An 18,237-nucleotide genomic window follows, 5' to 3' on the forward strand; every position below is an offset into this window, starting at 1 on the left:
TCACTGGTTTGGTTACTTTAGATGCTCGGTATCCACTTCAATGATTGGCGTCTGTCCTTCTAGCTGGCGTTTGAGCTGACGCAGCTGCTCGACTTCTTCTAATAGCTCCAGTATCAGGCCGATCGCTGGCACACTGGCATCAAAGTCACGACTCAGACGAGAGGCACGGCGCACCGTGGTGAGCTGATAGCCAGTAAACTGCTCACGCTCTGGCACGTCGTATTCGATGATGTTTTCTTCCATCAACTCGATGACCCATTGACGCTCTTGACCACAGGCAGATACCAGCTCATCCAAGCTCATGATAATATCGGTAAATTCAGGCGAGTGTTTCATTATTATTATCCTCTTTTGGTTGCTATCCTTATTTGTGCTTTATGTCATCGTGATCGTTTTCATCTCTCCCCGTTATCGCTTCTCGCTGACCTCTGTCGATAGCAGCGCGGCAGCTATCAGCGATTGATACTGGTATCAGCAAAGGCTTGCTTTAGCTGCTCATAGGCTTTTGTCACAGCCTCGCTATTGCTATCAGTGATATCAGGGTTGATGATATTGAGGGTTAAGTATAAGTCGCCCGCTTGTTTGGCAGGGATACCCTTACCTTTTAGACGTAAATTGCTGCCAGATTTACTGTTTTTGGGAATGGTCACGCCAAGGGTACCAGCGGGCGTACTGACATTGATTTTGTCACCCAATGCCGCTTCCCATGGCGCGATATTCACCGTCTGATAGACATCAGCGCCCTCGATACGGATATTGGCGTCGTGGCGGATTTTCACCTTTAAAAACAAATCACCGTTTTTGCCGCCACCCATGCCAGCTGAGCCTTGACCTGCTAGGCGGATTTGCTTGCCATCAGTGATGCCTTTTGGGATTTTAATCTTAAGGGTTTTATTTTCATAATCCACGCTGCCATTGGGCTGGCGTACCGGCACGTTTAGTTTGATACTATAGTCGTCACCGCTATAGACTGAGGCCAAGTCCACCGCAATCTCGGCATGCTGATCTTGGCCTTTATTATCCTGCGCGCCAAAGCCACCCCCAAACTGCTCGAAGCCGCTACCTTGCGTGCGGCCTCCTGCCTGTCCACCAGCTGAGCCACGCGCGCCGCGACCAAATGCCGAAAATATATCATCAAAGCGAAAGCCGCCATCGCCAAAGGCTTGTCCATCACCAAACTGATCTTTGATATCTTCCCAGCGAAAACCACCCTGTCCGCCCGCCGACTGACCACCAAACCCGCCAAAGCCTCCAGCGCCGCCTTGACCGGCAAATGGGTTGTCGAGCATGGCATCATATTGCGCACGCTTGTCTTTCTCTCTAAGCGTCTCATAAGCGTTGTTGATTTCAGCGATTTTGTTATCCGCGTTTGGGTCGTCGCTCACATCGGGGTGATACTGACGAACCAGCTTACGATATTTTTTTTTGATATCAGCGTCTGAGGCGTCTTTTTTGACCCCCAAAACGTCGTAGTAGTTTTTTTCTGCCATATTATTTTTCCTTATCGCATTTATTATTAACGATTTACTTAATACATAATATAGGGGTGATGCGGCAATATTTCATTGCTTTGCCTGTAAATACAACTTTGATTTTTAAGGTATTACCAGTAGTGATGCCAAGCGATGCTAGCATTTGTATGACCTAAACCGCTTAAAGCATCATAATTAGCGTGCGTGACTATGATTCTGGCATCATTGTTCTTTGATAACTGTTGCCGTAATGTCAATTTGGTGAGGGCAATGGAGGCACGTCCCTCTCGTTTAGAGGCACTATAAGACAACTCAGCACTTTGAGTATCACGTTTAGCGCGCAAACCAAACTCAACCCCTATATCTGCATGCCGATCTTGATCGTGGACTGTCGCATTTACCATCCCATAGCCAAGCATATGCTTGCCAAATTTTGCGCCGGCTCCCATACCAGCTTGCGCGTAAGGACTGTGATTATTACCAGTAAACAAGTCTGTGCGCGCGCCTGTTTTTAGTTGCCAAGACAATTTGGGTGCGCCTGATAACGGTTGTCTCAAATTTTCAATCTGCTGCATGTCCAAAAAGACAAAGTCTGTCAGCGTCCATTTATTATCATCAAAATCATAACCTAGAGAGGCTTGTACTGCTTCAAACTGTTTATCAATATCAGTGTAAGCGTTGAGAGGATCTTTCACAAATAGTGATAGTCCCACCTGCACACGCTCATCAGACAAAATTACTTTGGTCTGCGTGGTTTTGTTACTGAGTGCGGGTGACGCTTTATTAGGTACAGCCAGATTAGCTAAACCATCACTGGCTGGTAGCGCAAAACGTTGACTCAATAATTCATTTTTAAACGCTAGCTGCTCTGGAGTATTGTCTTGCGATATTTTATAAGTGCGATGTAAGATTAGAAAATCAAGCGCAAGTGCTTTGTCATCAGCATTCAGCGTGGTAAGCGGTGCGGTATTTTCTGTACGAATAACTTCATTGATAACATTTTGTAGTGGCTTAGATAGCTGTACAAACTTCTCTCGCAACTGCGTTTGCTCAGAAGGTAGGTAACGTACCGAGGCTACTAACGACTCTGTGCCACTATCATGCTCTAACAACTGATCAAATATATAATCTGGCGCGTACCAAGGGCCTATGCGCTCAGTCGTTTTTACATCGCTTATCAGCTCTAATATCTCTCCTGAACGATAGCCACAGTTTTGTTTGATGAAGTAATAATTAAATCGAGCGGATTTTGCTTCGTACAAATGGTAGTTAAGTAATTGCGTTTCAAATGCTTCAAGATTTAGCACATACTCCCACATATCTCGTTGCTCGTTTTTGGAGTACACGGCATCTTGTTTAAAAAATTCCGTCTCCGAAAAACCCGCATCGTAAAGTCCAAAGAGCCCCTTAATAGCATACATTGCTCCGTTCTCATTGGCTGGAATACGCGCGCCAAAGTTATATGAGTTATTAAGCAAATCCTCACTTGAGAGCGCTTTGACCTCTTTACTCATACTGTCTTCAGCCTCTGCAGTCATACTGGTCTTGACCAACACGTGGCCGAATGAAGACGCAGGATTTTTTAAGTAATTACTGACTAAGATTAGGCTTATCTCTTGATTGGGATCTGGCAGCTGCGGGCAATCTTTTAGATTAATATTTAGTTCGGGTAAATGGTGATTCAGCCATAAATATCTGGCTGGATACTTGCAAAAAACGCTCTCATTACTTGCCTGCTCTATCGTTGCCATGAGCTCTGCATAAGGATCAAGATTGCGTTTTGAGCGTGATTTTGGATCGGTTAAATAAAAATCTGGTGAAATAACTTCAGCTTTGCCATTTTTGTAAAATAGTAAATGTTGCCATTGAGAGTGCTTAGATAATGCTTTTAGCTTGGCAGAAGTGGTAGCTGTGTTTTTACTGGGTTGTCGTTTTTTTTCAATGATAGTTTCACTAGGCAGTTGCATGCCTTGCTCTTTCGCTAATGAAATATCCAGTCCGTTAGCAAGCATGCGTGGTTCAGAAGTCTCATTATTATCAGCATTTCCATCGTGAGTAAAAACACTACTATCTTGTTCTTCAACCATTATTGAATCCATTACCGAATTCATCACGTAGGGTTCAGCGGCATAGACAGTAGGTACAGCAAAACAAGCTACGTACAAAAATATTTTTTGCATTTTTTATTAGCACCATAAACACATAAGCAATAAAAAACACGTAAGCACTAGGTTTACGTGTTTTTATCATTAAACAGTCAAAAGCTTAATCATTAAACCGATGACTTAATACTTTAAAACTGACAAGCTTTAGATAGCACAGCTTGTTTTAACGATGCTGAATAGCGCTTCTGCATTTTGATCTTGGGTAGCAGTACGATATGCAGAAGTCTGCGCGTATTGACCATACTGTGCACGTACGCTAGCGGCTGAGTCACAGTTAGCAACGCTTTGTAATGCTGATAAATGAGCACCTTGGCCTGAAGCTAGATCTTTTTCAACACTTGGGAAAGCTTCTTTAATCAAAACCGCAGCTCTAACGTTACCACCTTGGCAAGTTTCAGGAGACATAGAGTCAGAAGTAGCAGCCGTAGTACCTAAATCCCAAGTCACGTTAGAGATAATAGCTAAGATAGGGCTAGAATTACCAAACAAAGCACCACCAATACCACACTGCTTATAAATCTGCTCGATAGTGCGACCAGTTTCTGCCGTTTTAAATTTAGAACCAAGATCGGCATTAGCTGCGCTAAATGGAATCATGGCAGCAACAACTGAAGCAATTGCAATTTTTTTCAACATACAACTTCCTTAAAGAGTGATAAAAAACGAATTATCAAACCTTTACTCAAAATATTGTTAGTGACTATTTAATATTATGAAATAATGTTCAATCTTACGTATTTTACAAAATTGTAAGAATATAGCAAGATTTTTTACATTAAATTAAAAGTTATTTTAGGTTGCTTTTATTGATATTTCAGCTATTAAATATATGGTACCAACCCTTGTAGCTCAAGGGTTTCCTACGAACTCCCTAAAGATAAAGACCCAAATTCTATATAAATTCAATCATTACCATTATTCATTTTTGATGCGATAACGCTGTTCTATTTATGAGCAAACATATTTATTCACTTAACTTCATGATAATTTTCCACAGTGTGATGCCATATAAATCAACGTTTAGAAAACTGAATGTACAAAACTGCCTGAACCATCAAAATGATTTTCTCGTATCCTACCCTTATTTGAACTGGGGCGTTTTTTAACAGAGCCGTAAGGATACGACAATTTATGTGCTATAAAATGAATATAAATTTGATACTCACAGGGAGTATCGATGATATAGGCAAGGTTATCTGTCTATTTTTTAAACTGTATAAAGGTATTGAATGTCGTATTTAATCAAGTCTTTGGTTATCACCTTGTCACTGCTACTAAGCACCAGCGTTTTTGCAGGTAACACCAGTTATTATGGTAGCAAGTTTCACGGAAAGCGTACTGCCAGTGGCAGTATTTTTAATATGAATGCCTTGACCGCTGCGCATCGTACGCTGCCCTTCGGTACTAAGGTACAAGTGACCAATCAAAAGACAAAGCAAAGCGTGATCGTCAAAATCACGGATAGAGGGCCTTTTATACGAGGCCGTATTTTAGATTTGTCGAAAGCCGCTGCTGGTCAAATCAACTGCCAATTGTGCACCACCACCATGGAGATACTGTCTTATGGTGATGGTAAATACCGTAAAGAATAACGTGAAACAAAAGGGAGAGCCTATGCTCTCCCTTTTTTTATGTGTGGCGCTTTATCTATAGTCGATACACTCTAAAAATGTAATAGCGCCACTGGGATGAATTTTGCGCAGCCTCTGGGAACGCAGCACGCAAGTAAAATTTATACCAGTAGCGCGTTTCAATCCATAACAGTTTTACATTCAGCTGACTATAGGTACGGCGCTATTCAAAACCCGCTTCCATTTCTTCCAGCGTTGTCATGGCCAGCAGTAATTTTTCTTCATTAGCGCTTTGCTGCTGCTGTAGGGTGCTTTGCTCATCCAGCAGTTTTAGCAAGTCCGCTTTGCGGCTTTCTTCATACAGACTAGTATCGGCAAGCTTTTCTTCTATGGCTGTCAGCGCCGTTTCAGTCTTAGCCAATACTTTTTCGGTATCTTCAATCTCGCGGCGAACCGGTGCAGTCAGTTTACGCTGTTCGGCGGCCATTTTACGCTGCTCTTCTTTGCTCAAAGCAGGCGACGTAGGGTTGTCTTTGACAGCTTTCGTAGGCGCTGCTGTATTTGCTAGGCTATCGCGCGTTTCACGTGAAACAAACTTTTTACTCTCTTTTTTGCTTTTTTTCTTGCCTGCTACTTTATCTGAGCTATTTTCTTGTTTGCGCTTCTCGCTCAGCCATTTTCCGTAGTCGCTGATATCACCATCGAACGCATCGATTTGCCCGTCATGCACCAGATATAGCTCATCACAGACATTGGCAATCAGCTCACGATCATGCGAGACCAGCACTACCGCTCCCTTAAAGCCTTGTAAAGCTAGGGTCAGCGCCTGACGCATTTGTAAGTCCAAATGGTTGGTCGGCTCATCGAGGACCAGCACGTTTGGACGCTGCCAGACAATCAAAGCCAGCGTCAGACGAGCGCGCTCGCCACCAGAGAACAGCTCACTTGGCGTATCGATACGATCACCACGAAAATCAAAGCTACCGAGGAACGAGCGCAACTCGGCGTCTGATGTCTTACCAGCTAGGCGGCGCATCATCTGTAGCGGGGTGGCCGCCGCATCCAGTGCATCCATTTGATGCTGGTTAAAGTAACCAAGCTTGAGTGTGTCGGACACGCGGTAAGTACCTGACAAAATTTTCAGCTCGCCGACCAAGGCTTTAATCAGCGTCGACTTACCGGCGCCATTCATACCCAGTAGCCCAAGACGCGTATCAGGCGTGACCTGCACATTGGCGTTACGAAGCAAAGGCGTATCGCTATAGCCAATATCGGCGTGCGTCATCTCAATCAGCGGCGAGCTCATATGGGCTGGCTCATAAAAGCGAAAAGAGAACGGGTTGTCCGCCATCATCGGCGACAGCTCTGCCATACGCTCAAGCTGCTTGATACGGCTTTGTGCCTGTTTGGCTTTACTGGCTTTGGCACGGAAACGGCGAATAAAGTCATCCAAGTGGGCGCGGGTCGCTTGCTGTTTTTCAAACGCTTGCTGCTGCTGCGCCATACGCTCGTGACGGGTACGGATAAACTGCTGATAGTTACCGGTATAAAGGGTGATTTTTTGTTGTTCGACGTGCAAGATATGACCGACGGTGGCATCCAAAAACGCTTGGTCATGCGAGATGACGATGACCAGTCCGGTATAAGCATTGATCCAAGTCTCAAGCCATAGAATGGCGTCTAAGTCTAAATGGTTGGTCGGCTCATCGAGCAGCATCAAATCGGCGCGGCTCATCAAGGTTTTGGCGAGGTTTAAGCGCATGCGCCAGCCACCCGAAAACCCTGAGACAGGCAGCTCATGCTGACTGGTGTTAAACCCAAGGCCTGCCATGATTTGTGCCGCTTTGGTCGGCGTACGGTAGCCATCGATTTCATCGAACTGCTGATGTAATACCCCAATTTGCTCATCACTGACAGCGCTTAAATCACTGAGTGCGGCATTAATCTTGTACCACTGCTCATCACCGCTCAACACGTAATCAATCGCCGTCTGATCACTGGCTCCGACCTCCTGCGCCATGTGCGCCACTTGCCAGCTATCAGGGATACTCACCTCGCCTTTGTCCAGCGTGACCTCGGTGTCCCCCATACCCATCTGCGTAAGCAGTAGCGCAAACAAAGTAGATTTGCCGGTGCCATTATTGCCCGTTAGGCCGACTTTATGACCTGGATGGAGCTGAAAGCTTGCCCCTGCAAACAACTCTCGACCATCACGGCGTACGCTTACGTCTTTAAATTCGATCATATAATCTCTTCATCTCAACAATAATATAAAACTCAAGGCAATAAAAAACACACGTCTGGCATGTTTACTGGCGGCTATTATTTCAAACGCCTCGCCGATAGGCAAACGATTAAATCACTATTTTAAAAGCAAATCTTGATTGTTATGATGGCCATCATCGCTAAACAGAATCGCTAAACGTGGTCAGTTAACATAGTCGGTTAACATAGTCGCCTCGGTGAGGCCGTACGGCAGCATCACGAAGGCAGTTTTGTTTATTAATAGCGCATAACCAAGCGTCACTCTTGACAAACGAATCAACACCCCCATTATGATATACTGCGATACCATAAGTGCCCATGGCCGAGCATGTATTTAGCGCGTGAGTGATGACACTTGTATTATATTGATAACGAGGATTGATAACGCGCGCATCGCTTTGCCATAATGACAGCATTCCATTGAATCAAACGCCGTGCGTATCTTTTTTTGCATGACTGTGCTTGCAAACCCAAACAGGACGACAGCCTTTGATCCTAGTAACTGAGGTAGATATGAACGAATCAGCCAATCAATTTAACCCAAGCGCCACCCAGCCTGTAGACCCAACGGTTTTAAACCTAACAGACAGCGCCGCTCAAAAAGTGCGCCGCCTGCGCGAAGAAGAAGGCGATGACACCTTGATGCTGCGCGTCTATGTCACCGGTGGCGGCTGCTCAGGATTTTCTTATGGCTTTAATTTTGCCAATGACCTAAACGAAGACGACGCCAATTTTGATAATGGCGATGTGACCTTGGTCGTCGACTCGATGAGCTATCAATACCTGCAAGGCTCTACCGTTGACTACACCGAGGGCTTAGAGGGCGCGCGTTTTATCGTGACCAACCCCAACGCCACCACGACGTGTGGCTGCGGCTCGTCATTCTCTATCTAAATGACGCTTTTTTGCGGTTTGAGAACGACGGTTCAAGCACCTATGGATAAGGCTCCTATCTTATCTATAGGTGCTTTTTCGTCTCGTGCCTGCCCATTCGCTAAATGGGCAGTAAGCCAGACTGCTTTTTTCTGTGATTTGTGTGTCAATTTTTTTAGTAAAACCAGCCAAAACCGCCTTGGATAAAGCTTATCGTATTTGTAATTGTCCGTGGTTTTCAGGACTGCTTTGAGCTAAACTGACCAAATTCTTCATCCTTATATTTACCTCTTTTATGGTCAAACGCCCGTCGTGTTTTGGTCTGCCATAATCAATAACAATAGATGCCTATTATGAGTAATTTTGCGAGTAGCTTTGTGAACTTTGAAATCCCCAATTGGTTTGACCATCAGCATCTGACTGGGATGCTCCGCGGTATCGAAAAAGAAGGCTTGCGTGTTAAACCTGATGGTTTTTTGGCACAAACCCCGCATCCGGCCAAGCTGGGCTCCAAACTTACTCATCCGTTTATTACCACAGATTACTCAGAAAGTCTGCTTGAGCTGATCACTGACCCAAAAACCTCTCCCAAAGAAACCTTAAACATGCTGCGCCAGCTGCATTTGCTGGTCTATCAAGGTATGCCTGAGGGTGAGCTGATGTGGCCGTTATCCATGCCGTGTATGCTGTCATCGAACGATGAAGATATTCCGCTGGCCGACTATGGCAGCTCTAATACGGGTAAGTTAAAAACACTGTATCGCAGCGGGCTTGGTATTCGCTATGGTCGCCGTATGCAGACCATCGCAGGCTTGCATTATAATTTGTCGTTTGGTGACGATTTGTTTACTGCTTGGCAAGCAAAGACGCCAGCGGCGCAAAATTTGACGCTGACGGAGTTTAAAAACGATAAGTATCTTGGACTGATCCGTAATTTTAAGCGCCTAACCAGCTTGGTGCTGTATCTATTGGGAGCCAGCCCCAGCGTTTGTCCGTGTTTTTTGGCGGGGCGCGAGCATGACCTAGAGCGCCTCAATGACTCGACCTACTACAGACCTACCGCCACTAGCCTACGGATGGGCAAGCTTGGCTATACCAACAGCGTACAAGAGCAGCTCGACATCCGCTACAACAACTTGCCTGAGTATATCAAAGGACTGCGCCGCGCGATTCAGACGCCGCATGAGAGCTTTAAAAAACTAGGTTTGGATGATGCAGATGGCAATCCTATTCAGATTAACAATCATATTTTGCAAATAGAAAACGAATACTATAGCCCTATCCGCCCCAAACAAATCGCCATGAGCGGTGAGACGCCAACCGAAGCACTAGAGCGCCGCGGTATCGCTTATGTCGAGTTTCGCGCCATCGATCTCGACCCGTATAGTGATGTCGGCATTCGTCTCTCTAGCGCTTGTTTTTTAGAAGTCATGGCGCTGTACTGTCTGCTAAATGACTCACCTGACTTGCTCCCTGAGGAAGAAGAAGCACTGGCAATCAACCTTGAGCGCGTGGTAAACGAAGGTCGCCGCGAGGGCTTGCACATCATCAATAACGGCGAAGAGCAATCGCTTGAGAGCTGGATGCTGATGCATTTAGATCGTATGCAGCCACTTGCCGAGCTATTTGACGCGCACTACGGCGGCAATGACTACCGAGCAGCCGTGGCCTTGATGCAAGGCAAAGCCAGTCATCCAGAATCGACAATTTCGGCGCAAGTCAATGCCGATAGCAAACGCTTGGGCAGCTTATGGCAACTTGGCTTTACCTTGGCAGAGCAGCATCGTGACGCGTTGTTGCAGCAGACCTTGAGCCCCAACACCCAAGCCAAATATGAGGTATTGGCAGAAAAGTCTATTTTGCAACAAGCAGAGATTGAGTCAGCCGAAACAGAAGATTTTATGGAATTTTTACAACAATACCGCCAGCAACCAACTTAACCGTTGGTTTGATGCCTTAGACAACGACCTAATAAGAGTGACTGCCCCATGCTACCGCTGACCACTTACCGCAATCTACAAGTATTTTTGGTCGTTATGGCCGTGATAGGTATGAGCTTTGCGCTGTTCTTTTTGCAGCGCTATATGGGGTTTACCCCTTGCCCGCTTTGTATTTTTCAGCGTATCGGGCTGATTGTGATGGGCGTGTTTGCCCTGATGGCGGCTTTATTTCACCCCAAATCTATGGCGGTGCGTCTGGTATTATGGCTAGGTAGCTTGGTGGGTATTGGCTGGGCGACTGTGGTTGCAGGCCGTCACGTCTGGCTACAGCACCTACCTGCCGATCAAGTGCCTTCTTGTGGCCCGGGGCTAGACTACTGGCTAGATACCTTACCTATTTTGCAGGTGTTTAAAGAAGTTTTTGCAGGCTCTGGTGAGTGCGCCGCTATCGACTGGACGTTTATGGGACTGAGTATCCCTGAGCAGTCTTTGATTTTGTTTAGCCTATTGCTGGTCGTCCACGCTTTGGTGTTGTGGCGTATCGTACGTCCTATCGCCTCTAAATAGTCCTCTTTATCCCCATATTATCCCCATGCCATACTGATACGCCTATCGGTATGGCATAATTTTATAAAAATAACCAATAACAAAAACGCTACAAAGATATTCTAAACCTTTGATATCTTGTCACAGCTTATTCTATTTGCTGATAAGCAGACCTGCATGACATACGCCGCTTTATAGAATCGCCAAGCGGTTGAACGCTGTTCATCTACCTCAAAACCAACGATGAGTCACATGATAATCGCCTCATAAAAATCATGGTTTTTGATGGTTTGTCTGGTTTTTTCATTATTTCTCGATTTTGACAATACCCTGAACTTGCCGATATGATAGGCAGTCTTTTCAGATGTTGTCTAAAAAACTGTTTTTGGTGTGACCATGATATACCGTGCGCCTAGTTGCTCTTTTAATGTATCGACGATCAGACGCTTTCATCGTCTGCTCTTAGGTATACCGCTTTGCGTGTTAGTGGTTGGTTGTGATAGCGCCTCTTCTAATACCAATAAAGAAGTGAGTACTAAGGTTGCGCCGGTCAATAACGCTGCAGACAGCAGCCCATCTACCGTCGATCTGGCAGACAGCCTATCTAAATCTAAGGCTGATGCCGACGAGCTCGACGCCGTAGAAGGTCGCTCACTGATCATGGCAGCGCAATCAGCTGCCGATAGCAGCATTGACACTGTAGATAGAGATGGGGGCACCGCCGATTATGGCTCGCTACAAGCCACATTAATAGGCGACTATGGCGGTATGGTGCCCTGCTCTTTTTGTGACAGTATCGATATCACCCTAAACCTATTTGCCGATGGCTCCGTCCTAAAAACCAGTCTGTATAACAACCCTTCCCAGCCCAAAGTCCCGACGATTGAGTCTGGCATTTATCGTCAAGATAACGACCTCATTACCATCGTTTATGAGCAAGAAAACATAGAGACCTACCGTATTCAAGACAATCTTCTGATATTGATGGATAATGACAAACAGCTCGATGACGATTATATTTTATCGCGTAAATAGCGTATCCGTTTGTTGCTGACTCATGCCTGTTATGATAAAACCTTGATACCGCGCCTACTCGTTAGGCGTTTTTTATTGGTCATCGAACGACGTTTACTTTACAATGAATCCCACTCTTGGGCACCAAACGTTTGCGCATCCAACCTTGCGGACGAACTCTAATCAGCAAGTCTAGCCAGCCAGGTTCAGCCAGTCAGTTTGCCCCGATAGATCTTGTGTCTTTGGGTCTACCAGCTTGAGAGTCCACCTTTTTACTTCAGCACGTACGGAACGTCTATGCATATTCATATCCTTGGCATTTGTGGTACTTTTATGGGGTCGCTGGCATTGCTGGCGCGGGCGCTTGGGCATAAGGTTACCGGCTCAGACGCCAATGTCTATCCGCCGATGTCGACCCAGCTGCAAAATGCCGGCGTCGTCATCGAAGAGGGATACCTGATCGAGCATTTGCAGCCCGCGCCAGACTTAGTAGTGGTAGGCAATGCCATGAAACGCGGTATGGATGTCATCGAGTACCTGCTAAACGAAGGACTGCGCTATACCTCAGGTCCGCAGTTTTTGTCTGAGCAAGTATTGCAGTCGCGTCACGTCATCGCGGTAGCTGGTACGCACGGCAAGACCACGACCACGACGATGCTGGCTTGGATACTGCACTATGCTGGTATCGATGCAGGGTTTTTGATCGGCGGCGTGCCACTGGTCGATACGCCTGATACGCACTTGCAGCAAGTGTTTGCCCACAGCAGTTATCTTGGCGCAGACAAACTTGCTGCGAATAAAGACAGTGAGAGTAAAAACGGCGGCTATTTTGTCATCGAAGCCGATGAGTATGACTCTGCATTCTTTGATAAGCGCTCTAAGTTTGTCCATTATCGTCCGCGTACGGCTATCTTAAACAACCTTGAGTTTGATCATGCCGATATCTTTGCCGATCTCAATGCGATTCAGACGCAGTTCCATCATATGATACGCATGATTCCTAGTACGGGTAAAATCATCATGCCCGCCGCCACAGCCAGCCTAGAGGACACCTTGGCAAAAGGCGTCTGGACGCCCGTCTGGCGCACCGCGATTGATGATACAAATACCACTGCCGCAGACAGCGCCACGGCTCGTAGCGACTGGCATGCTAAGCTATTAACCGCTGACGGTAGTCGTTTTCAGATCAGCTATCCTGCCGATAACGCAGCAGCGGTTGTAGAGTGGTCGATGAGCGGTATGCATAATGTCAACAACGCCCTCGTCGCAGTCGCCGCCGCCTACGATGTAGGCGTGAGTGTAGAGACCGCGTGTGCTGCTCTATCAGACTTTGCGGGTATCAAGCGCCGTATGGAGCTGATTGGCAATGTCGATGATATCTTGGTTTTCGATGACTTTGCTCATCATCCAACTGCGATCACCACCACCTTAGACGGTGCCAAAAAGAAGCTGGCGGACCGACGCATTTGGGCCATCATCGAGCCGCGTAGCAACACCATGAAGATGGGCATTCATCAAGACAGCCTTGCACAGTCAGCGGGGCTAGCCGACGATACGCTCTGGTATGAGCCGTCTGGTTTGGAGTGGGGGCTTAAAGAAGTTATTGATACCGCGATGGCCGAGGATAGTACCATCGGTCATCAGCAAGTACTTTGTAGTATTGAGGGTATTATTGAGTATCTCTGTGCGCATGCGCAGTCAGGTGATGCGATCGTCATTATGTCTAATGGCGGCTTTGAAGGGATTCATCAGCGACTACTCACCGCCCTACGCGAGCGATAGGCGCAGCACGCAAGAAAAACAGCCTTCCATTGAGCGACTTGATAACCATGTATCTGATTTTTAGATGGACGCTATTATAAGTCGCCTATTACATACCCAAAGCGCCGTTTATGGATGATAAACGGCGCTTTTTTGTCTAATGTTTATCGTTTTTTACTTCAGTACATACCTTCGCCACCCGTTAGCGACTTTACTACCTTTGTAACCTTCCGTTTACCTATTTCCTCTGCTTGATAGCAAATAGCGGTTTTTCCTCACATAGCCCATACACAGATAACATTTTGTGCTTACTCTTCAATCCTTAGAATGACTACAATAAATTCATCAAAACACAGCACGCAATTATAAATGATAAAAAATTAGGAGAATAATATGAGCTTTATTTGGATGATTATCGTCGGTTTGGTCGCAGGGTTATTGGCACGTGCTATCAAGCCAGGTAGCGATCCCATGGGCTGGATTATGACGATTGTATTAGGTATCGTCGGAGCGATGCTCGGTGGCTTTATTGCAGGGCTTATCGGTATCAACGCTGACGGCGGCTTTATGGGTCTTATCTTCTCTGTCATTGGTGCTATCATCTTACTGTTCTTGTATGAGATGATCGTCAGTAAGCGCCGCGTATAAGAAACGCATCTTAGCTAATTTGGTACAGATAACTTGATAAAACCGCATTGATAAAAAAAGATAGTGTTGAGCAAAATCAATCAAGCAAAACCTATCCAGCAAAAATACGTATCTTACCCAAAAGCCTTGCGATCAGCAGGGCTTTTGTATGTACCGGCATAAATTCTAACGCCCGCGAACACAAGGGGAAAGTATTGATAAGCATTACTTTTGTCCCCATTTACCTTATAATATATACCCTATTTTATCCTTAGCATTGAGGTAAGCATTATGGCATTACTCCCTATTTTAAACTATCCAGATCCGCGCTTGCGTACGATCGCCGAGCCTGTCAAGGAAGTGACTGCTGAAATCAAAACCTTGATCGCCGATATGATTGAGACCATGTACGATGCTCAAGGTATCGGCTTGGCAGCCAGTCAAGTGGATCGCCATATTCAGCTAATCGTCATGGATTTATCTGAAGATAAAAGCCATCCTCGCGTATTTATCAACCCAAAAGTGACGCCACTGGTTGAAGAAAAACAACCGTACGAAGAAGGCTGTCTGTCAGTGCCGGATGTCTATGACAAAGTCGAGCGTCCGACCAAGGTGCGTATCGAAGCCCTAGACGAAAACGGCGACAAGATAGACGAAGAGGTCGAAGGCCTGCTCGCAGTATGTATCCAGCACGAAATGGACCACTTAAATGGGGTCATTTTTGTCGATTACTTGTCTCGTCTCAAGCAAACACGAGCACGCGATAAAGTACGTAAAGTAATCAAAATCCGCGAAAAACAAGGCGCACATGCTGCTGAACAACAGCCGCAAACCACTAACGCATAAGCCAAGCATATTTGCTATTCGCTTTTACCAAAGGTTTTTTATATGACGATGATCAAAATTGACCAATATTTTGACTCTGCCGCTTGGCAGAAATTTACCAAAGCCGCTGAAGGTCGCGAAACCCCATTTTTGGTGGTGGATCTTAGTCGTATCAAAGCCAAGTATCATGAGATGGTCAGCCTGTTTCCAAAAGCAAAAATCCACTATGCCATGAAGGCCAGCCCAGCGGTTGAAGTCATCGAGCTATTAGCAGAGCTGGGTTCAAACTTTGACTGTGCTTCCATCTATGAGCTGGACCGCGTGCTTGATTGCGGCGTTGAGCCATCACGCATCTCGTATGGCAACACCATCAAAAAAGCCGAGCACGTCAAATACGCCTTTGATAAAGGCATCGAGCTATATGCAACTGACTCAGAAGCGGATCTAAAAAACATCGCCAAGCATGCGCCCGGTGCTAAAGTGTTTGTACGCATCTTAGTACAAGGGTCAGAAACCGCTGAATGGCCGCTGTCGCGCAAGTTTGGTTGCCACCCCAATATGGCGATTGATCTACTCATTCAGGCACGTGAGCTGGGTTTGGTACCTTATGGTATCTCGTTCCATGTCGGCAGCCAGCAAAAAGACGTGGCCGCTTGGGATGATGCGCTGGCTAAGGTCAAATATATGTTTGACTGGATGAAAAACGAAGAAAATATCAAACTGCAAATGATCAACCTAGGTGGCGGGTTTCCGACCAATTATATCAGCGAGGTCAACCCGATTCGGGTATATGCCGAAGAGATCACTCGTTATCTCACCGATGACTACAACGAAGACGAGATGCCTGAGATTATCCTTGAGCCAGGCCGCTCGTTGGTCGGCGGCTCAGGCGTGTTGGTCAGTGATGTGGTACTGATTTCGCGTAAGTCGCATACGGATCTCACTCGCTGGGTATATACCGATGTGGGCTTGTTCCAAGGCCTGATTGAGACGTTGGGCGAGGCCATCAAGTATCCTGTGTATACGCCAAAAATGGAAACGTCAACAAGCGAAGGCACCGTGGTACTGGCAGGCCCGACGTGCGACTCAACCGACATCATGTACGAAGAAGCGGGCTATCAGCTACCAGAAGAGCTGGAGATTGGCGATAAAATCTATTGGCTGACCACGGGCGCTTATACCAACTCGTATTCTTCAGTCGAGTTTAATGGCTTTCCGCCGTTAGAGGTGGTTTATATTGATTAGCTTTTAGAGGGTTGATATCCATCATAAAGCGCGGCACTGTGATAAGTAGTGCCGCGCTTTTTTGTACTGGTTTGATCATGGTTCAAAGACCAGAAACACGACCGAGCGTTAGCACTACCGAATATGTTGATGATGACCACTCATTGTATTAATAATGAAATTGGCGTGTTGTTGCTGCTATCTCGCGTACTATGACTGCCATAACCTGAGCGTCGGGTTTGATTGTTTTGTGAGATTTGCCCGATAGTGACCCACTGCCCACGCGGGACGATCATTGTGCTAGCAAGCCTTTGGCCGTGCATACGATGATGGTAATCGTTGTCTCGGTTATCAGCAGAATGGTCGCGCTCGAGCTGCTCTGCAACTTGGACTAATCTTACTTCGATTTGCCCGCTTGGTAATAGCCTTGGCGTCACTTCAATGCCTTGCGTCGTTGGTAGTAGTACCTGCTGCTGAATCACAATCTGCCCTATAGGACGATGATAATTCGGATAGCCATTGACCATATAGGTTTGGTTTAATGAATACAGAGTAGCTGTGCTAATACTGGCCGCACTGCCCGACAGCGTTTGGATTTGATATAAGTTGTTATCTTGCTGTCGACTGCTCTGCTGGTGAATAATACCTACACCTTGAATACCGCGATGATTAATAACAACCTGACCTTGCTGGATGCTACCTTGTAACTGGCGGTCATTACCAACGCGTACCGTCACCGTGAGCGCTTGCGGCTGACGATCAATCAAAGACAATAGCTGCTGCAGCTTTGGGTAATTGGCAGGCGTGGTGCGAATGACCAGCTTGTCTTGATAACTGGTCACCGTACCACCGTCACGGCTACTCTCTAGCTGCTGGCGTACTGCTGGTATGAGTGCCTGGCCACCATAGGTATCAATGACATAAGTCTCATAAGTCGCCGCTTGGACAGCCACCAGCGGCACCATCATACCAACAGCCGTGGCTAGTAGGCTTTTATAAATAGCATGACTATCAATGACACGGCGACTGTGTTTGACTGCCATCACAGTCGCTACCGCCCAACTGAGCGCTTTAAGATAAGCACGGGCAGAGTTACTCATTTAAACCCAGTACATCTTGCATATTATATTGTCCAGCGCCCTGCTCAATGACCCAAGTAGCGGCGCGTACTGCACCAGCGGCAAAGGTCATACGTGCACGGGCGCGGTGGGTAATCTCGACCACTTCACCATCAGCGATAAACATCACCGTATGATCACCGATAATCTCACCGCCGCGTATCGCATGAATGCCAATGCTACCCGTTTCGCGCTCACCGGTCTGCCCTTCACGACCATAGATAGCGACGTCTTTTAATCTTTGTCCGCGCGCGTCGGCCACTGCTTCTGCCATCATGTAGGCGGTGCCCGATGGTGCATCGATTTTGTGCTTATGATGGGCTTCGATGACCTCCACATCGGCGTCATCCCCAAAGGCTTTGGCTGCCATACCAAGCAGCTTTAATGACAGATTCACACCAGTCGAATAGTTGCCTGCATAGACGATAGCGATTTGCTCGCTGGCGGTTTTTAGCACTTGCTCTTGCTGCTCATTAAAACCTGTGGTACCGATCACCATCGCAACGTCATTTGCCGCACAGACTTGCATGTTTTGCTCAGTGGCATCGGGCAAGCTAAAATCAATCAGCACATCGATGTCATGAATCACTGCCTTTAAATCATCGACGATTTGTACCTCTAAATGCCCAATCGCCGCGACCTCGCCTGCATCTGCACCGACAAGGCTTGAACCTTGACGTTCAATCGCGGCGGTCAGGGTCGTTTGTGAGTTTTCTTGTACCGCTTCGATGAGCATGCGTCCCATACGGCCACCAGCACCGATGACGCCGACTTTGATGGTTTGTTCTTGTGTTTGTTTTTTGGTTTGTTGAGTCATGTTTTATCCTAGATATTTA

General features: G+C 46.5%; 16 protein-coding genes. 9 read left to right on the forward strand and 7 right to left on the reverse strand.

Annotated features, from left to right (window positions below; translation table 11 throughout):
* Positions 1-12: 12 nt before the first annotated feature.
* From AADH33_RS12715 to AADH33_RS12730, 4 genes are all read right to left on the reverse strand, one after another.
* The gene (locus AADH33_RS12715; RefSeq protein ID WP_075101342.1) at positions 13-336 is read right to left on the reverse strand and encodes a chaperone modulator CbpM; all 324 of its coding nucleotides are present in this window, start codon (positions 334-336) and stop codon (positions 13-15) included.
* 116 nt (positions 337-452) lie between these two features.
* Entirely contained in the window at positions 453-1,490 is a 1,038-nt protein-coding gene (locus AADH33_RS12720; protein WP_348549122.1) for a DnaJ C-terminal domain-containing protein, read from the reverse strand.
* A 113-nt stretch (positions 1,491-1,603) separates the two neighbouring features.
* Positions 1,604-3,652 carry a lipoprotein N-acyltransferase Lnb domain-containing protein gene (locus AADH33_RS12725; RefSeq protein ID WP_348549123.1) on the reverse strand — a complete coding sequence of 683 codons (2,049 nt, stop codon included), beginning with the start codon at positions 3,650-3,652 and terminating at the stop codon, positions 1,604-1,606.
* Between the two features lie 129 nt (positions 3,653-3,781).
* On the reverse strand, positions 3,782-4,273 hold the full coding sequence (locus AADH33_RS12730; RefSeq protein WP_075101339.1) for a DUF3015 family protein: 492 nt from the start codon (positions 4,271-4,273) through the stop codon (positions 3,782-3,784).
* Positions 4,274-4,866: 593 nt separating this feature from the next.
* Between AADH33_RS12730 and AADH33_RS12735 the strand changes: the two genes are divergently transcribed.
* Positions 4,867-5,229: a septal ring lytic transglycosylase RlpA family protein gene (locus AADH33_RS12735; protein ID WP_100748633.1), complete on the forward strand. Its 363-nt coding sequence runs from the start codon at positions 4,867-4,869 to the stop codon at positions 5,227-5,229.
* A gap of 202 nt (positions 5,230-5,431) precedes the next feature.
* Here AADH33_RS12735 and AADH33_RS12740 read toward each other — a convergent pair whose 3' ends face one another.
* Positions 5,432-7,453 (reverse strand): ATP-binding cassette domain-containing protein, encoded by a 2,022-nt coding sequence (locus AADH33_RS12740; protein ID WP_348549124.1) that lies wholly within the window; start codon positions 7,451-7,453, stop codon positions 5,432-5,434.
* Positions 7,454-7,986: 533 nt separating this feature from the next.
* Between AADH33_RS12740 and erpA the strand changes: the two genes are divergently transcribed.
* From erpA to AADH33_RS12780, 8 genes are all read left to right on the forward strand, one after another.
* A complete protein-coding gene (gene erpA / locus AADH33_RS12745) occupies positions 7,987-8,367 on the forward strand; it encodes an iron-sulfur cluster insertion protein ErpA (RefSeq protein WP_075101336.1) in 381 nt (126 codons plus the stop codon).
* 332 nt (positions 8,368-8,699) lie between these two features.
* The gene (gene gshA, locus AADH33_RS12750) at positions 8,700-10,286 is read left to right on the forward strand and encodes a glutamate--cysteine ligase (protein ID WP_348549125.1); all 1,587 of its coding nucleotides are present in this window, start codon (positions 8,700-8,702) and stop codon (positions 10,284-10,286) included.
* Between the two features lie 48 nt (positions 10,287-10,334).
* Entirely contained in the window at positions 10,335-10,853 is a 519-nt protein-coding gene (locus tag AADH33_RS12755; RefSeq protein ID WP_348549126.1) for a disulfide bond formation protein B, read from the forward strand.
* Positions 10,854-11,228: 375 nt separating this feature from the next.
* Positions 11,229-11,867 (forward strand): copper resistance protein NlpE N-terminal domain-containing protein, encoded by a 639-nt coding sequence (locus tag AADH33_RS12760; RefSeq protein ID WP_348549127.1) that lies wholly within the window; start codon positions 11,229-11,231, stop codon positions 11,865-11,867.
* A gap of 276 nt (positions 11,868-12,143) precedes the next feature.
* Complete coding sequence (mpl, locus tag AADH33_RS12765) at positions 12,144-13,628, forward strand: UDP-N-acetylmuramate:L-alanyl-gamma-D-glutamyl-meso-diaminopimelate ligase (RefSeq protein WP_348549128.1); 1,485 nt, start codon at positions 12,144-12,146, stop codon at positions 13,626-13,628.
* Positions 13,629-14,000: 372 nt separating this feature from the next.
* A complete protein-coding gene (locus AADH33_RS12770; protein ID WP_100748626.1) occupies positions 14,001-14,255 on the forward strand; it encodes a GlsB/YeaQ/YmgE family stress response membrane protein in 255 nt (84 codons plus the stop codon).
* A 270-nt stretch (positions 14,256-14,525) separates the two neighbouring features.
* The gene (gene def, locus AADH33_RS12775) at positions 14,526-15,080 is read left to right on the forward strand and encodes a peptide deformylase (RefSeq protein ID WP_075101330.1); all 555 of its coding nucleotides are present in this window, start codon (positions 14,526-14,528) and stop codon (positions 15,078-15,080) included.
* 48 nt (positions 15,081-15,128) lie between these two features.
* Positions 15,129-16,304, forward strand: coding sequence for a type III PLP-dependent enzyme (locus tag AADH33_RS12780; protein WP_348549995.1), 1,176 nt, complete (start codon positions 15,129-15,131; stop codon positions 16,302-16,304).
* Positions 16,305-16,444: 140 nt separating this feature from the next.
* On the opposite strand, the gene AADH33_RS12785 is transcribed toward AADH33_RS12780, so the two are convergent.
* Positions 16,445-17,383, reverse strand: coding sequence for a hypothetical protein (locus AADH33_RS12785; protein WP_348549129.1), 939 nt, complete (start codon positions 17,381-17,383; stop codon positions 16,445-16,447).
* Positions 17,376-18,218, reverse strand: coding sequence for a 4-hydroxy-tetrahydrodipicolinate reductase (gene dapB / locus AADH33_RS12790; protein ID WP_348549130.1), 843 nt, complete (start codon positions 18,216-18,218; stop codon positions 17,376-17,378). Before dapB ends, AADH33_RS12785 begins: the two co-directional genes overlap by 8 nt.
* Positions 18,219-18,237: the final 19 nt, after the last annotated feature.

The organism is Psychrobacter sp. KFRI-CH2-11 (genome assembly GCF_038239325.1).
GTDB lineage: Bacteria > Pseudomonadota > Gammaproteobacteria > Pseudomonadales > Moraxellaceae > Psychrobacter > Psychrobacter celer.

What these genes read in the sequence shown, in the direction of transcription:
- def (WP_075101330.1), top strand. Translation starts at nt 14,526, where the DNA reads ATGGCATTACTCCCTATTTTAAACTATCCAGATCCGCGCTTGCGTACG.
- dapB (WP_348549130.1), bottom strand. Translation starts at nt 18,218, where the DNA reads ATGACTCAACAAACCAAAAAACAAACACAAGAACAAACCATCAAAGTC.
- AADH33_RS12755 (WP_348549126.1), top strand. Translation starts at nt 10,335, where the DNA reads ATGCTACCGCTGACCACTTACCGCAATCTACAAGTATTTTTGGTCGTT.
- AADH33_RS12725 (WP_348549123.1), bottom strand. Translation starts at nt 3,652, where the DNA reads ATGCAAAAAATATTTTTGTACGTAGCTTGTTTTGCTGTACCTACTGTC.
- AADH33_RS12740 (WP_348549124.1), bottom strand. Translation starts at nt 7,453, where the DNA reads ATGATCGAATTTAAAGACGTAAGCGTACGCCGTGATGGTCGAGAGTTG.
- erpA (WP_075101336.1), top strand. Translation starts at nt 7,987, where the DNA reads ATGAACGAATCAGCCAATCAATTTAACCCAAGCGCCACCCAGCCTGTA.
- AADH33_RS12720 (WP_348549122.1), bottom strand. Translation starts at nt 1,490, where the DNA reads ATGGCAGAAAAAAACTACTACGACGTTTTGGGGGTCAAAAAAGACGCC.
- AADH33_RS12735 (WP_100748633.1), top strand. Translation starts at nt 4,867, where the DNA reads ATGTCGTATTTAATCAAGTCTTTGGTTATCACCTTGTCACTGCTACTA.
- gshA (WP_348549125.1), top strand. Translation starts at nt 8,700, where the DNA reads ATGAGTAATTTTGCGAGTAGCTTTGTGAACTTTGAAATCCCCAATTGG.
- AADH33_RS12770 (WP_100748626.1), top strand. Translation starts at nt 14,001, where the DNA reads ATGAGCTTTATTTGGATGATTATCGTCGGTTTGGTCGCAGGGTTATTG.
- AADH33_RS12785 (WP_348549129.1), bottom strand. Translation starts at nt 17,383, where the DNA reads ATGAGTAACTCTGCCCGTGCTTATCTTAAAGCGCTCAGTTGGGCGGTA.
- mpl (WP_348549128.1), top strand. Translation starts at nt 12,144, where the DNA reads ATGCATATTCATATCCTTGGCATTTGTGGTACTTTTATGGGGTCGCTG.
- AADH33_RS12730 (WP_075101339.1), bottom strand. Translation starts at nt 4,273, where the DNA reads ATGTTGAAAAAAATTGCAATTGCTTCAGTTGTTGCTGCCATGATTCCA.
- AADH33_RS12780 (WP_348549995.1), top strand. Translation starts at nt 15,129, where the DNA reads ATGATCAAAATTGACCAATATTTTGACTCTGCCGCTTGGCAGAAATTT.
- AADH33_RS12715 (WP_075101342.1), bottom strand. Translation starts at nt 336, where the DNA reads ATGAAACACTCGCCTGAATTTACCGATATTATCATGAGCTTGGATGAG.
- AADH33_RS12760 (WP_348549127.1), top strand. Translation starts at nt 11,229, where the DNA reads ATGATATACCGTGCGCCTAGTTGCTCTTTTAATGTATCGACGATCAGA.